The 16,853-nt window shown below is 41.8% G+C and carries 7 protein-coding genes and 1 pseudogene; all 8 read left to right on the top strand.

Annotation, left to right across the window (positions count from 1 at the left end; translation table 11 throughout):
* The first annotated feature begins 829 nt into the window (after positions 1-829).
* Positions 830-4,942, top strand: coding sequence for a two-component regulator propeller domain-containing protein (locus AC1DXF_RS28920; RefSeq protein WP_477452163.1), 4,113 nt, complete (start codon positions 830-832; stop codon positions 4,940-4,942).
* A 576-nt stretch (positions 4,943-5,518) separates the two neighbouring features.
* The gene (locus AC1DXF_RS28915) at positions 5,519-8,716 is read left to right on the top strand and encodes a SusC/RagA family TonB-linked outer membrane protein (RefSeq protein WP_477452162.1); all 3,198 of its coding nucleotides are present in this window, start codon (positions 5,519-5,521) and stop codon (positions 8,714-8,716) included.
* Positions 8,717-8,747: 31 nt separating this feature from the next.
* Positions 8,748-10,337 carry a RagB/SusD family nutrient uptake outer membrane protein gene (locus AC1DXF_RS28910; protein WP_477452161.1) on the top strand — a complete coding sequence of 530 codons (1,590 nt, stop codon included), beginning with the start codon at positions 8,748-8,750 and terminating at the stop codon, positions 10,335-10,337.
* Positions 10,338-10,570: 233 nt separating this feature from the next.
* Complete coding sequence (locus AC1DXF_RS28905) at positions 10,571-11,872, top strand: glycan-binding surface protein (protein ID WP_477452160.1); 1,302 nt, start codon at positions 10,571-10,573, stop codon at positions 11,870-11,872.
* Positions 11,873-11,932: 60 nt separating this feature from the next.
* A complete protein-coding gene (locus AC1DXF_RS28900) occupies positions 11,933-13,402 on the top strand; it encodes a cellulase family glycosylhydrolase (RefSeq protein WP_477452159.1) in 1,470 nt (489 codons plus the stop codon).
* Between the two features lie 121 nt (positions 13,403-13,523).
* A complete protein-coding gene (locus AC1DXF_RS28895) occupies positions 13,524-15,335 on the top strand; it encodes a family 43 glycosylhydrolase (protein ID WP_477452158.1) in 1,812 nt (603 codons plus the stop codon).
* A gap of 692 nt (positions 15,336-16,027) precedes the next feature.
* A complete protein-coding gene (locus AC1DXF_RS28890) occupies positions 16,028-16,258 on the top strand; it encodes a hypothetical protein (RefSeq protein ID WP_477452157.1) in 231 nt (76 codons plus the stop codon).
* 265 nt (positions 16,259-16,523) lie between these two features.
* Positions 16,524-16,853 (top strand): annotated as a pseudogene (locus AC1DXF_RS28885) (glycosyl hydrolase); the annotation flags it as partial.

Below are 16,853 nucleotides of genomic sequence, written 5' to 3'. Positions count from 1 at the left end.
GCTTCGTGCACCTTGTCAATGCCGGGATTGCAAGAATGCATAAAAAATAACTTAAAGTTTTTTTCATAAAAAAATGGTTAGACTGGTGGCATTTAAATTTGCCTTTATTAATAAATTGGTTAATTGCGTATGGAAGTGTTGGGCAACAAGTAAAACGAGGATATATATCGCATTGCCTTTAAGGTTTATATAGCTATTGGTATAGGTAGTTATGCTGATAACTACCTTTAGCCAACGGGGTATTAAAAAAAACAATGAAAAGGCAGTTGCCATTCCGCATAAGGCGGAGTTTGACATTAGTTTCATTTTTCGATAGGACAAAACGGGTTTGATCCGGTTTATTTATTTAATTGGTTAAATCTTGTTTTTCGATGCAGAAGGACAATTAATAAAAACAAATGCAATTAAGTCAACAACACATTAGCCGTTGGAATAACGAACATGTTTTAGTTAGCAATAGTTGAAATTGGTACCAGGTTTATTAATTGAGTAGTAAAACTACAGAAGAGATAATTTATTGATGGGAGATAAAAGTCAGAAAATAGGGTGCTAAATGTCAATTTCTTAACTGTAACTAAGGTCGTGTCGTCGCTTTTTTTAACCGGATGGTTCGAATAGCCCCCTAAACAACAACCTGTAAAAACTTTATTTCACTGTAAGTTCGTACCATAGCGTTGGCAACCCGGTGGTTTTTTATTTTCCGCTGATCAAATAAAGGAATCGGCAATTTATCTCGTTAATTACGAATTTATCTTACTTTTATGCTACGGTAGTGTACCGGCTTGCCAAGGGCCGGGTTGCCGATTTCGAAGATCTCAACTAAATTTTAATGCGTTTAAAACTTTATATTGTCGTTTCAGCATTGCTTTTTGCTTACACGAATAATTTTGCGCAAAACAGCCAATACCAGTTTTCGCGGCTCAATATAAGCAACGGACTATCTCACAACCAGGTTAATTGTACATTAAAAGATACCAGGGGCTTTATGTGGTTCGGTACGGCTTCGGGCCTTAATCGTTATGACGGTTATAGTTTTAAAGTATTTAAGCACGACGCAAATAACAAGAACTCCATTAATGACGATTACATAACTAATATTTGTGAAGGGCCCGGCAAAAAGTTATGGATAGCAACGCGGGCCGGATATTCCTTTTATGACCCTGAAACCGAGCAGTTTAATAATGACGTATCCTCAGTGCTCTATGCTTTCAAACTTCCCAGGTATCCGTTCGTTTCCAAAATACTCCACAACGGCAAAGGCGACTTTTGGTTTTTGTGTCCCGATTCCGGCCTTTACAGGTATAATGAGCTAAAAAAAACTACCACTCGTTATTATCATCATCACAGTTCAAGCCCATTATTATATTCAAGTTTGGTTACCGATATGGTGCTGGACGCAACCGGCAATATATGGCTTGCTTATAACGACGGCGTAGTAGAGCTATTTGACGTAAAACGTAATTCAATTACGTACCATACAGATATTTTTAAGAAAGCCGCTAATAGTAAGGGCACGGTCTACTCGATAACTATTGACAGTGAAGGCGATCTCTGGGTGTTTAACCCAAATATGGATTCCGGCGTTTATTATTACAGCCGCCGGACGGGGCGGTTTCGGTACATCACAAAAGAATCGGCAGAAACACCGCTTACATCCAACAACATCACTAATATTATTCAGGCCGACGACGGCCTCATGTGGATCTCCACCGATCATGGCGGAATAAATGTATTGGATAAAAAAAGCGGCAGAATTACTTATTTACTGAACAGGGAAGATGATGCAAAATCATTGGGACAGAACATTGTATCGCTTTACAAAGACAACAAAGGCATTATGTGGGCCCGTACGCTCAGAGAGGGGATAAGTTATTATCATAAAAATATTATCAGGTTTCCGTTGTACAGGCACTTTGCCTCAGATCCCCGGAGTCTAAGTTTCGAAGATGTTAATCAATTTGCCGGGGATAAACACGGTAATTTATGGATAGGGACCAATGGGGGCGGTTTAAACTATTTTGACCGCAAAACAGGCAAATTTACCCAGTATAAACACGATCCGGCAAACCCGAACAGCCTCAGCAGTGATAATATTGTAAGCTTATGCATCGATCATGAGCAGCAGCTATGGATAGGTACCTATTTTGGCGGGCTTGACCATTTTGACGGAAAGAAATTTATTCACTACAAACATAATAGTAAAGTGCCTACGAGCATTGCCGATGATCGGGTGTGGAACATCCTGGAAGATTCATCAAACCGGTTATGGATAGGCACTTTTGCGGCGGGTTTGCAAATATTTGACAGGGACAAAAAAATATTTTTGCCTCCCTTTAAGCAAACGGATATCAGGTGCCCGTATACAGCCGCTTTATTTGAGGACAAACGGGGCAACATTTGGGCAGGTGGGTATTTTGGCATAGATAAAATATTAAAAAACGGACGTGGCGTTATACATTATAATAAAAAGAACAACGACCCCAACAGTTTGATCAGTGATGACATTGATAATATCACGCAGGACAGCCGCGGCCTGATGTGGATAGCGACAAGGGACGGACTGAGCATATTGAACCCTGAAACCAACCGTTTTATCTCGCTGACTAAAAAGGACGGGTTGCCCGATAACCAGGTTTTGAATGTATTGGAAGATAACAAGGGGGCCATGTGGTTAAGTACATCAAACGGGCTGGGCCGGATAACATTGACACCAGGCAACGGCACCTATAAGTTTCAATTTGAACGCTTTGATGAAACAGACGGCCTGCAGGGCAGAGAGTTCACTGTAAATGCAGCTTTAAAAACCAATACAGGAGAATTGGTATTTGGCGGCTCGCACGGCTTTAATATTTTCGACCCGCTAAGTATACATCCGAATATTGATGAGCCTGCATTAATTTTCACCGGTTTTCAGTTATTCAACAAAACCATGGCAGCCAATGAAGCAGTTGATGGCCATGTTATATTGTCTAAAGCCATTTCGGCCACACAGGAGATAACGCTGAACCACAGCGAAAATGTGTTTACCATTGAATTTGCCGCCTTAAATTTCTTTAATCCCAATAAAATAACGCACCAGTATATGATGGAAGGTTTCGATAAAGGATGGCTTACTGCAAACACGGCTACCCGGAAAGCTACCTACACCAACCTTGACGGAGGCGATTATACCTTTAAGGTACGGGCTATAGGCCAGGAGGGAAAATGGAAACCCAGCTACATAAAATTAAAAATTAAAGTATTGCCCCCGTTTTGGAAATCGCCAATAGCCTATGTTATTTATGTATTCTCCATATTTGGGATCTTGTATTACATCCGTAAACAAGGCATTAAAAAAATAGAAACCCGGTTTGAGATTGAGCGCGTGCGAAAGGAAGCGGAGGATAAGCACGAGCTGGATATAATGAAAATAGATTTTTTTACCAACGTTAGTCACGAATTCAGAACGCCGATTGCCCTGATTATGGCGCCGGTTGAAAAGTTGTTAAAACAGGCCGATGATAATTATAGCCGGCGAAAGCTTCAATTGATCCACGAAAATTCTAAGCGGTTGCTTAATATGATTAACCAGCTATTGGATTTTAGTAAAATGGCAGTAAAAAAACTTCAGCTTGACCTGCGTGAAGCTGATATCATTAAAATTGTTAAAGAAGCAAGCGATTTATTTACCGATTTGGCGGATAAAAAAAATATCAGTTTTTCATTTAAGTGTGATACTGATTCGGGATTTGCTTTTTTTGATCAGGATAAAATTGAAAGAATACTTTTTAACCTGCTTTCAAATGCATTTAAGTTCACCCCCGACTTTGGTAATGTAGCAGTTGAAGCAAAGTTGTTAGAATCCAATAGCGTGGAAATGACCTTGCTCGAAATAAAGGTAATAGATTCGGGTGTCGGTATTCCGGCTGATAAAAAGGATAAAATATTTGAGCGTTTTTTTCAGAATGACATGCCTGCTTCGTTAATTAACCAGGGAAGTGGTATTGGCTTGTCAATTACTAAAGAGTTTGTTGATTTGATGGGTGGCGCCATTTCTGTTGAAAGTGAACATGGGAAAGGGAGCTGTTTTATTGTGCGGCTGCCCTTAAAGATATCCCAGAAAAATAATATTACCGGTATTGAAAATACCCCCGAAAGATTGGAAGCTCCTAAACCCGACAGGCCAAGTCAGGAAAAACGCAATAAAAATATTACCATTTTAATTGTGGAGGATAACCCCGATTTCAGGGCGTATCTCAAAGATGATCTTAAACATTTATATACAGTTGCTGAAGCGGTAAATGGTAAAGAAGGCTGGCAGAAGGCGCTGGCTTTACACCCCGATCTGATCATAAGCGATATTAACATGGCCGAAATTGATGGTATTGATTTTTGCAAAAAGATCCGAAGCGATAAACGCACCGAACATATACCATTTATATTAATTACCGCTTTTACCGGCGACGAAAAGCAACTGGCCGGTTTGGAGACGGGGGCTAACGACTACCTTTCAAAGCCTTTTAATTTTGACATATTACGCTTTAAGGTTCATAATTTGCTTAAAAATCAACAGGTAGTAAAAGAAACATATCGAAGGCAAATTGAAGCGAAACCGGGCGATCTAGAGATCGAAACTCCCGATACAAAATTCATGAAAAAGTTATTGACGGTCATTGAAGAGAATATTCCAAACGCCGGCTTTTCAGTTGAAATGCTAAGCAGTAAGATGAATATGAGCCGCGCAACATTATATACTAAAGTATTTAATCTTTCTGGCAAAACTCCGGTTGAGTTTATCAGGTCGGTAAGGTTAAAAAGAGCAGTACAACTCCTACTCACAAAACAATTCACTATAGCCGAAACTGCCTATGAGGTAGGTTTCAATGATGCGAAATATTTTTCTAAAGTATTTAAAGAAGAGTTTTCGAGGACACCTTCCGAGTACCTGGACAGTACCGATTGATTTTCTCCCCTCAATCCCGCCGAATCAAATAATTTATAGTTGTGAAAAAAACTGCCCTTTGCAAAAGGCCTGTATTCCCATTTTTTTACCTGTAAATTACGCTAATTATTTGATTATCAATATCTTGGATTTTAGCAAGATTGACATTTTTCATACCAATCACCCACATTAGCACACTCGGCAATCTGAGCGTACAGGGTATATTGCCCCAATATAATACCACCCAGTTATTATATGTAAGCCCTGATTTATAAACCAATTATTTAGATTATGCCTAAAGACCGCCATTTGCACGTTTATCATTTTTTTGATTTTTCGCCCTGTGAGAATCTTTTTATTGGAGTGTTTCCTGTTTTTAGGGTAACCTCAATATAACGCCTTTTTGATATGAGCCGATAATTGGACCGACCAGCTTTTTGGCGGTGCCCTGATTGATGCATTAAATAAATATTGAACAATAAATTTCAAACCCAATAAAGATCATCCTATTAGATTATGAAGAAAAAGCAGATTAAAAACCTAACAAACACCAAACGATGAACCAATTATTAAGAAACCTTAAAATCCTTTTAAAAAATGGATAAAAATTTACAAAAGAGAGTGAAACACCAGATTTCATTAATTATCGCGGGTATATTTCTTTATATATCTGCCCATGCGCAAACCGTAAATATTACGGGGAAAATAACAAGCGCCGACGATGGCCAGCCGATACCAGGCGTAAGCATTAAGATTAAAGGGACGGGCCTCGGCACCGTGTCCAGCATTGATGGTAGCTATAATATAGCCACTGAGCCGGGCAAAGTACTTGTTTTTAACTTTTTAGGTTATTCGCCACGTGAAATAACGGTGAAACAAGCCGGTGCAATTAACGTCACGCTGAATACAACATCCAGCAATATAAACGAGGTTGTTGTGATTGGTTATGCCAAAGCACGAAGAAAAGACGTTACCGGGTCTATCAGTTCACTATCAGGAGTCAGTTTGCGCCAAACGCAACCAACTACTTTTGACCAGGCCCTGCAGGGTAAAGTTGCCGGGGTTGTGGTGCAGCAAGTGTCGGGCCAGCCTGGTGGCGGTGTGTCTATTCAAATACGTGGCGTGTCGTCAATAAGCGGCTCAAATTCGCCATTGTACGTAATAGATGGTATTATTATTCCACCGGTGGGCGATCCCGGTAATGGTTCAAATCCATTAAATGCTATCAATCCAGCCGAAATAGAATCAATAGATGTATTGAAAGATGCTTCGGCAACAGCTATATACGGTTCGCAGGCAACCAATGGCGTAGTGGTTGTTACTACAAAAAGGGGTAAAGCCGGGGCACCGCAGATAACTTATGATTTCTATACCGGTTACCAGGAAATATTCAAGCGGTTGTCCGTGGTGAATTTGCAACAACATGCTACTTTAATTAATGCCCGGGCCGTTGCCTGGGGTTTTGATGACAGGCCCGAATATGCTAACCCCCAATATTTAGGTAAGGGTACCGACTGGCAAAAAGAATTATTCCGTAAAGCTCCGATGAATAATCATACACTTACGGTAAGCGGCGGAGATGCCAGGACCCAATATTTACTATCAACCTCGTATTTTAACCAGGAAGGGATAGCCCTTGGATCTGATTTTACCAGGTACTCGGTACGGCTGAATTTAGATAATAAAGCCACTAATTGGCTAAAAATAGGGACCAGCTTGCAATTGGCGCATGTTAAAGAAAATGTAAATTCAACTTCCAGCAGTGTAATCAATTCCGCGCTAAATATTACCCCTGATATTCCGGTAACCAATTCTGATGGCTCGTGGGGTGGTGTTACCAATCCCGGCGGAGTGGTGCAACCTGTCGTTAACCCGGTAGCGTTAGCCAGAATTGTCAAAAACCTAAGACAGAGGAATCAAATATTCGGCAATGTATATGCCGAAATACAGTTGGCTAAAGACCTGTCGCTGCGAAATGAACTATCCGGTAATTTCGATTTTTTTACAGAAGATAGGTTTTCGCCAACTTATACCTTTGGTAAACTCCTTACAAACCCTAACTTCGGTTACTCTGGCGCCAACCAAAATTTTTATACGGTAATACGCAATTTCCTGAATTACAATCATAATTTCAAAAAACTTCATTTTGATGCTTTAGCAGGGCATGAATCGCAGGAAGGCACTTTTGGAAATGTTAGCGGCGAGCGAAGGAATTATCCTTCAGACAATGTGCAAGGGCTTAATTCGGGCGACGCTATCACGGCCAAAAACTCTGGCGATAATTCACAATCAAACCCTACCGGCGGCTCCGCACAGGAATCCTGGTTCGGGCGTCTGAATTTTTCCTGGGATGATAAATACCTGCTCACCGGCAATATACGAAACGATGGTTCTTCAAATTTTCCAACTGGTCATCGTTGGGTTACTACCTATTCGGGTGGATTTGCCTGGAAAATTAATAACGAGGCATTTTTAAAAGGCGTAAAATCTATAAATGAATTGAAGCTGAGGATTGGTTATGGGCTAACTAACAATCAGGGAATACCGGGCAATACCTTTGTAACGCAACTTGCATCGGTGTCTAATAGCCTGTCAGGTACAGCACAGTTTCAAAATAATCTGGCAAATCCGGATGTAAGGTGGGAAAAAACTAATTATTACAACGCGGGAATTGATGCGACGTTTTATAACGGCCGGCTAAGTTTTACACTTGATGTTTACGACCGCGAAACACACGGCCTTTTATTACAGGTGCCGCTTCCTGAATACTCTGCTACTGTTGCAGGTTGGGGCCCAGGAGCCATGCAATCGCCTTTTGCCAACGTAGGTTCGTTAAGCAACAAAGGGCTCGACTTGCAGATCAACTCTACCAATATTAATTCTAAAAATTTTAGCTGGAAAACCGGTTTTACCCTATCGCGGAACATTAATAAAGTGACTTATTTAGGTGCCGGTGGAGACCAGGCCAACTTAAGCAAGAAATCTTATTTGGATGCAATTAACGATGTAGTTGAAAAAACGGTAGTGGGCCAGCCCATTGGCGAATTTTACGGCTATGTATTTGACGGGGTTTTTGCAAAGCCATCTGATTTTCAAAACCATGCCCGGCCTGCCGACGCAAACGGCAACCCCTATCCAATTTCGCCGGCAGGTGGTGGTATCTGGTACGGCGACCGAATGTTCAAGGATTTGAATGGCGACGGTATTATCGACACAAAAGATCAAACCTTTTTGGGTTCCCCGATCCCGAAATTCCAGTATGGTATCAATAACTCATTTAATTACAAAAAATTTGATCTGAACATTTTCTTTAGCGGCAGCTATGGCAACAAGGTATTTAATGAAATGGCGGTACCACCAAGCTATCCGGGAACTCATACCGCTTTTTTTACATCGGTGTTAGATTATGCAAAACTGGCTATGGTTGATCCTAACGGTTCTTCATCCGATGTTGACAATGTATATGTTACCAACCCAAACACTACCGTTGTAGGGTTGAGAAATGACAATACCAACAGGAATAACCGTCCTAATAGTTTGTTTATCGAGGATGCTTCATTCCTGCGGTGCAAAAATATCACCTTAGGTTACCGGTTGTCAGAAAGTTTTCTATCAAAAATAGCTGTGCAGTCTGTCAGGATATATGCCAACGTATCCAATGTATTTGTAATTACAAAATATAAGGGCATGGATCCCGAAATCGGTTCGTGGAACCCACTTCAGGCAGGATGGGACAGCGGTTATTATCCGCAGCCAAGAATAGTAACCATTGGTGCAAACATAACCTTGAAATAATAAAACGATCACCGATTAAAAATATATGTTTATGAAATCAATTCACAAAATTATCATCATCCTGCTATGTGCGGCGGCAGTGGCCGGATGTAGAAAGAGCTTTTTGGACCGTCCGTCCAACTCGCAGATCAGTTCTACTAATTTTTACAAAAGCACCTCCGATTTAAGGCTGGCTACGGCAAGCCTGTACGCCGGTCAGGAGTGGTATCAATTTAACAATGATGCCTGGTTACAACTTGGCGACATATTAAGCGGCACCGGCAGCGTTCTGTACAATGGCGATTTGGTACAACTTTTTACGCGTACTATTACCGCGCAAAATGGTAATGTAACCGGTGGCTGGATCGGCTTGTACAATATTGTCGGGCAATGTAATGGCGTTATTAATGCCATACAACAGCAGGCGTCTCCTTCAATTTCCGCGGCAGACAAAAACGCGGCCATAGCTGAAGCAAAATTTATTCGTGCCGTTTGTTATTATCATTTGGCGGTGTATTGGGGTGCTGTGCCCATTATTGAAGATAACAGCAAACTGATAAAAGATCCGCTGCTCCCTCGTAATATCGTTTCCGATGTATATAAATTCGTTGCCAAAGACCTTACTTTCGCAGCAAATAACCTTCCTAAAACGAATGAAAAAGGCCGGGTAACTACCTGGTCGGCGCAGGGCATGCTGGGCAAAGTATACCTGACGATGGCGGGTTTAGGCAAAAGTGGCAGTCGCGACCAGGCCTTGCTTGACAGCGCCATAAAGTATGCGGGTAACGTGTGTAAAAACAGCAACCTGGATTTGCTGCCCAGCTATTATGACCTTTTCAAGGCGCAAAACAACGATAACCCTGAGTCATTGTTCTCCCTTCAATGGGCCGCTGGTGTGGGTTATGGAAGTGGCAACGCTTTACAAGGTTATTTTTCGCCAAGCAACACGCTTATCCCTCAAAAATATGGGGCATGGATACCCATACAGCCAACCTACGATTTATACCGGATGTATTCTGATCAGGATTCGATAAGGCGTAAAGCTACTATTATGCTGACTGGAGATGTTTATCCCGAATTACTTCAAGCCTCCGGTGGTTATAAGGCGACCATGGTCGGCCTGAAAAAACACATTATTGGCAACGAAATAGATAACAATTCGCCAACAATGGATGTCAGGTCATCCCCCGAACATAATGCAATTCTTAGATTGGCCGATGTATATTTGGTATACGCCGAAGCTATTTTGGGTAACGATGGTACTACAAGTAAGGGTGACGCACTAACCTATTTTAATAGAGTGCGGACGAGGGCCGGCGTGGATAAAGTGGATGCGATAACCCCGGCTTTACTACGTAAGGAGAGAAGGATTGAACTTGCTTTTGAAGGACAATATTGGATAGACCTGGTTAGGCATTCTTATTATGATCCTACTAATGCTGTGAAGTTTCTTAATGATCAGGATGCCACTCACGGCCGGATTTCGTTTACTTATGACCCTGCAACGAAAATAGCTAAAAGGGATACTATTGCGCCGCCAATTACGCTCCCGGCAACTATCAATTCATTTACGCTGCCAATTCCGTCATCTGAGTTGACCAGCGACCCTAAATTGGCACAGCCACCGGTACCTTACTATTAATTAAAACATTTAAAATATTTGTTATGAAAAAGAAATCATACTTACGCCTGTGTTTTTTGCCCCTTTTGTTTATGATCGTGGCTTTATCACCGGCTTGTAAAAAGAATGCGGATGGCGGTAGCAGTGCCCCTCCGGTTATCGCGGCTATTAAAAGTTATGTGGCATCACCTAATGATACGGTTTTGCATAGCGCTGTGGCAAAGGGTCAATGGGTGGTTATAACCGGGCAGAATTTGCAAAATGCAACTCAAATATCTTTTGACGGGGTTCCAGCCTCTTTTAATACTGCTTTATTTGCCCCCGGGAGTGCTGTTGTACAAATCCCTAATATAGATTTTGGAAAAATTGATACTGCCAAACTGTATACGGTAAAATATGTTACCGGAGCAGGTTCAACAACGTTCGCCTTTAAATTAGGCCCGCCGGCGCCAATTATTAGTGCTGTATCCGATGTGTTTGCCGCCCCCGGCGATTCCGTTTATCTGTACGGCACCAATTTAATATTGGTTCAACAGTTTTCATATGGCGGAACCAAAATTCCAAAATTTAACTCGAATGCCAATGGTACGGCTCTTGGTTTTCTGATGCCCGCAACAACATCCGACAAGTTTATCATAGTAACTACTAAGTCTGGTACTGCCCGGGATACCATAAATGCGAAGCCAATCATTTACGGCATTTCCTACGTTAATCCTAAACTTGGTGATTCGGTTTATGTTTATGGTGCTTACCTTAAGACTATCCAGTCAATTTCTTTTGGCGGTACAACTATTACAAATTTTACAGAAGGCCCACATGGCGCTTATGTTAAGTTTTCGGCTCCGGATGAGAACAGCTACTCCAGTGGACCAGTGACCATTGTTACCAGTTATGGAACGGTTTCTACTGTTTATAAAGTAAATACTCAAAATAACGATAAAGTAGGTCTTTTAGGAGATATGGAGTGGGGTGATAATTTTGGTTTTGGCTGGGGTCAATTTGAACATTTAACTTATGCCCAAGCCGATTTTAATGGTTCGATGGGAACAAATAATAGTCAGTTTATGTATATTGATGGTCCTAAAGATAGTCCTGTTTTAGCTGCCGGTGCTAAGATGGACATCCCATTGGGTAATTCTAATACGGGTAATCACTGGGTGCCTGTGGCAAATCTTTCAGATCCTCCTGCAAACTGGGCCCTTCAATTTGACATAAGTGTGGCTAAGCCATGGAAGGGAGGTACTCTTTATATTAATACTGAATTTGCAACGAACGACCAATATGTTGCGCGTTATGAGCCATGGAAAATTCCTGGTACAAATAAGACCGTTGCTTTTAAAACGAAAGGCTGGCAAACCGTAATTATTCCTTTGTCTGAATTCAGATCAAAAGTTGACGAATTGGGGGATGGCGTATCAATTACTCGCATAAACGATTTATTAGGGCCTACTGGTGCGTCTAAATATAATATGTACCTTAAAAATTTCGGCTCTTCGTCTATTGAAACTGGTTTTTATGCCGCTATCGACAATATTAGGTGTGTGAAAATCAAATAGCCTACAGCCCCACGGCAGCATACGTTGTGGGGCTTTTTAACCATTTAAAATTAAGACAAAATGAAAATTAAGTATTGTTTTACAATATTGATATCTCTTATTACAGTTATATCCTTATTCTCCTGTAAAAAGTCAAATCCGGCCCCGCAATTAGCACTTAGTACACTCACCGTAACTTTTACGGGTGACGGGGGGACACAGGACCTATCCGTTTCAGCTAATGCCGATTGGAGCATCACCAATCCCGCTTATTCGTGGTTGCAATTAAATACAACAACAGGCAAAAGCGGCAGCACTGTTATTCATTTAACAACATTATCAGAAAATGGTACAGGGGCAAGCCGCTCTGCGGTTCTATACATTGAATGTTCCAATGGCCAGGCACGAAGGCTGATGGTTACCCAGGCCCCCAATTTATACCCGGGTTATAATACATCGCCCAAAGCGCCAGACATGACCGGAATGAGCAGTAATGCCGTGCAGCTGGCGGCAAAAATGCGTACGGGAATGGGAATAAATTTTGGCAATACCATGGAATCATACCCAGACGAAGGTGTTTGGGTGAGTAGTAAAATCACCGAATCGTATGTGAAATATGTAAAAAGTTTAGGTTTCAATTCTGTACGGATTCCATGTAGCTGGGTTTGGGCTCATTTAAGCGACCGAAGCAAGGCAAAAATTGATCCTGCATGGCTTGCGCGGGTGAAACAAGTGGTTGGATGGTGTGTGGCTAACGATATGTATGTGATGCTGAATGCTCACGGTGATAATGGCTGGCTGGAACGTAATGTAAACGCGATAAAGAAAGATTCCATTAATGCGATGGAAAAGGCGATTTGGGAGCAAATTGCTACAACCATGCGTGATTTTGATGAGCATGTTATGTTTGCGGGCACGAATGAACCTTCGGTTGACAATGCCGAGCAGATGGCCATACTTAATGGTTATCACGAAACATTCATCAAGGCAGTTCGCTCTACCGGAGGCAGAAACAGTAATCGGGTGCTGGTTGTGCAGGGACCTTCAACTGACTGTATTAAAACTTCTCAGCTGATGACTGCGCTGCCTCACGACCCGGTACCTAACCGTTTGATGCTTGAGGTACATTTCTACGGGCCTTATAATTTTAATATGGTACACGATGGAGATCTACAGGGGGTTAAAGCGGTTTACTACTGGGGCGCTGGGAATCATTCTACTATTGAGCCCGATCGTAACGCCACCTTTGGAGAAGAGGATGAGCTTGCGGCAGAACTCGGAAAGATGAAAAAGTTTGTTGATAATGGTATCCCTGTGATACTGGGTGAATATGCAACCTTTAGGCGGACTCCCGAGTTCAACGCAGGTACTCCTTTGGATACACTGATGCACAACAGATCTGTGGATCATTGGACAACTTTTGTGACCAAAACGATGAAAGCGAATGGTTATCTACCATTCTGGTGGGAGATAGGTTTTGGTTTAGACAGATCTAATAATGTGGTAAGGGACCAGCGTATGCTAAATGCCATTAAGGAAGGGTATAAATAAAATTAATATTGGATCAAAGCTTTTTCTGGAATAGCGGTGCTGTTAACAGATCAGGCAGTGCCGTTTTTCTTGACGTATATGATTGGTATTGATTATGAAAATATAAATTAAGCTAACAAAAATGAACAATATAATAAATAGGAGAAAGGGACATGGGATATTTTTAGGCTTACTGTTCCTGGTCGCATCGCTTTCTTTTTCCTGTAGTAAGAAACCGGTTGCGCCTCACATCCAATTCACTGTTTCTTCCTCGCAAGTTGTTTTTGAGTCGGAAGGAAGTAGTTCTAATGTTTCTGTCACCAGCAATAGCAATTGGACAGCGACATCCAATAGCTCATCCATATGGTTCACTATAAGTCAGTCATCGGGAGGCCCGGGAAATGTTACGCTTAAATTAATTGCGGACGCTAACAACACGGGGGCTGACCGCGATGCGATAATGACTATCAAAGCTTCGAATGGTATTAGCAAGCAAATTCAAGTTTCACAGCCACATAATCAAGATTTGTCAGAAAAATTCGCAAAGGTTTCGCCGAAGCTTCTCACCAATAATGGGAATCCTTTATTAGATTTTATGTTTACCGCCGACCCAACTGCTATAGCATACAATGGAAGAGTTTATGTGTACGCCACGAATGATAACCAACAGTATGAAACGGTAGGACCGGGTGGGAAAAATAGTTACGAATATATCCGTACACTAGTCATGATGTCTTCCGCTGATATGGTCAACTGGACATATCATGGCCTCATAAATACAGCAAAGCTGGCACCATGGAGTCAGAATTCCTGGGCTCCTTCCATTGAATCCAGAATGGAAGCGGATGGTAAAACGCATTTCTATATGTATTATTCCAATAGCGGTGTTGGCTCAGCCGTGCTTACTTCCACCTCTCCCGTTGGCCCCTGGAAAGACCCATTAGGAAAGAACATAATCGACCACTCTGTACCCGGTGTGGATGTCGATGTTCCATTCGATCCCGGAGTTGTGATTGACGACCAAGGTACAGGCTGGCTGGTTTTTGGAGCCGGAAGTCAGAAAACAACCTATCTGCCGGACAATTCCAGAATCGTCAAATTAGGGCCAGATATGATCAGTTTGGCCAGCAGTATTTCTAAGATACCCTCTCCTTATATGAATGAGGCCAGCGACCTTAACTTTATAAACGGGACCTGGGTTTATAGCTATTGTACGAGTTGGGATCCACGCAGTGTATGGCCTTATACCAATATTGCTAAACCAAGCGCCGCCTGCATATCTTATATGACGAGTAAAACACCCTTAGATCCGAATAGTTGGCAGTATGGCGACAATTACTTTAGGAATCCTGGCGAAAACGTGGGTGACAAAATAGGCCCTTTGACAAACAATCACTCTCACTTGTTCACGTTTCAAGGGAAATGGTATTTTGCTTACCATTCCATGTATTTACAGGATTATTTTAACACTACGGGTGGTTTTCGTAATGTGGGTATCGAAGAAGCAACGGTGAATACAACTAATGGCTTGAACATCCCCATGATCAACGGTACCTTTAAAGGTCCGTCACAAACTCAGCTATTAAATCCGTTCGTTGTGCAGCAGGCAGAAACCACCGCAGGCACTTCGGGGCACGTCAAGTTCGATACTGCTGGTATTGTGGGTAACATGGTTGCCAAAGGACAAATAGATAAACAAGTTCTCATGGTCCGGGGAGCCGATTTTAGCAAACAGATTCCTGCCAAATTCGAAGCCAAGGTGAAAGGAACAGGTCAAATTGATGTTTATGTAAATAGTCTTAAAGGCGCAGCTCTCGTTTCCCTTAAATGTGATGTGAAGGACTGGACTACGCTCTCAAACCAAATACAACTGACCATACCTAAAGGAGTGGGGAATATCTATTTTGTATTTTATGGGGAGGGTTTTTTGTTTGATGAATGGAAATTCGATTAATTCCGGTTGCTGGTTTATTGAATGCTATTTATAAGTAGATATTCGATCAAAACGGGCTGCTACTTCCGATTCGCTGAAACCGTTAAGCCTTTTTTTGGGAGCCCGGTAAGGTGCTTGATCAGGGTATTTGAGATGCCATTGTGCTGGATACTAAGTAAAATTAATATTGGATCAAAGCTTTTTTTGGAATAGCTGTACTGTGAATAGATTAGACAGTACCGTTTTCTGGTGAGCTAAACTTTAAAAGTTCTGTGATCCATTAGGATCACAGAACTTTTACTTCGATCGATTGGGCTAATGAATAATCTTAGGGTGGGCATCTTATTTAAAGCGGCACAATTGCCTGCAGGCCCGACACCGCTGAAAAGAGGGGCGTGGCTTGAAAATACGCTGAGTTTTATAATAAAGAGATCAAAAGTTTGAAAATTAAATAAGAGAGAGTTTTAGTTGAATATAAGTGGATGCCTGGGGCCTTTACCGAGAGGTCCCGGCATTTTTTACACCACAAAAATTCTGTTTTTCAACATAAGGGATCATGCCGATAAGGAAGTTGACAGTTAAGAATTTAAAAATACATAATGAGCCTTTGCACAAAGTATAATATTAAAATAAACTGAAGGAAATCAACAATGATCTATTTGAACGCATGGCTATTGCCGCGGCAAATGATACCTGGTTAAAAAAAAGAGAACATGGGAAATCAAATTATTTCAAAAGCGCCAGAATTAGATGAAAGTGAAATTAAAGCTTTGATAGAGAATTTTGATACAATCGGTATGTTGCTTAAGGAGCACGTTGCTATCTTCAGTAACCCTATCTTAACGCCTGAATCCCAAAAAAGGTGCAACGAGGGCTTGGTCCTTATTAAGAAGTTCACTCAAAAATGTTTAGAACATTATGGGATGCGTTACCTTTCAAAATAAGATTCCAACTACGCGCTATGTGGATATGAGCGGCCCGCGAAGTTGAAACAGGCAATAAGTTAAAATGATGGACCGCATGGCGTACGCGCCGAAATTGATAGGAACGACTGGGCTTATTCGGGTGGAACAGCTGATTCGGCAACGTGCGTTGCTCCGGGAACAGCCCTTGCCGCAACCTGGAATCCTGAGTTGGCCTTAAAGCATCTGCCGGTAAAATTATAGTCGAAGATAAATAGCACCGACATAAAGAAAAGAAATATAATTTATGAAATATACCATTGCCTGTTTTATGGCATTTTTAGTGGCCGGCGGCGTTTCGGCACAAAATAAAAGCGAGGTTGCGCTTAAAGCGAAGATCAACGGCATCGTCGGCAAAATGACGCTGGAAGAAAAAATAGACATGCTTCATGGAAACGCGCTGTTTTCTTCGGCAGGCGTAAGCCGTTTAGGTATCCCGGAGCTTACCTGCGATGATGGCCCGTTGGGCGTACGTGAAGAAATAAAGCGCTTTGACTGGGCTTCTGCTAACTGGACAACCGATTCGGCCACATTTTTACCAAATGGTTCGGCCATAGCGGCTACCTGGAACCCCGCG

Source organism: Mucilaginibacter sp. P2_A5 (assembly GCF_056404995.1).
Note: the sequence above shows the minus strand (reverse complement) of the source record. Positions and strands in the feature narration are given on the sequence as shown.

Coding starts and splice junctions, on each gene's coding strand:
- AC1DXF_RS28920 (WP_477452163.1), top strand. CDS start 830: ATGCGTTTAAAACTTTATATTGTCGTTTCAGCATTGCTTTTTGCTTAC.
- AC1DXF_RS28915 (WP_477452162.1), top strand. CDS start 5,519: ATGGATAAAAATTTACAAAAGAGAGTGAAACACCAGATTTCATTAATT.
- AC1DXF_RS28910 (WP_477452161.1), top strand. CDS start 8,748: ATGAAATCAATTCACAAAATTATCATCATCCTGCTATGTGCGGCGGCA.
- AC1DXF_RS28900 (WP_477452159.1), top strand. CDS start 11,933: ATGAAAATTAAGTATTGTTTTACAATATTGATATCTCTTATTACAGTT.
- AC1DXF_RS28895 (WP_477452158.1), top strand. CDS start 13,524: ATGAACAATATAATAAATAGGAGAAAGGGACATGGGATATTTTTAGGC.
- AC1DXF_RS28890 (WP_477452157.1), top strand. CDS start 16,028: ATGGGAAATCAAATTATTTCAAAAGCGCCAGAATTAGATGAAAGTGAA.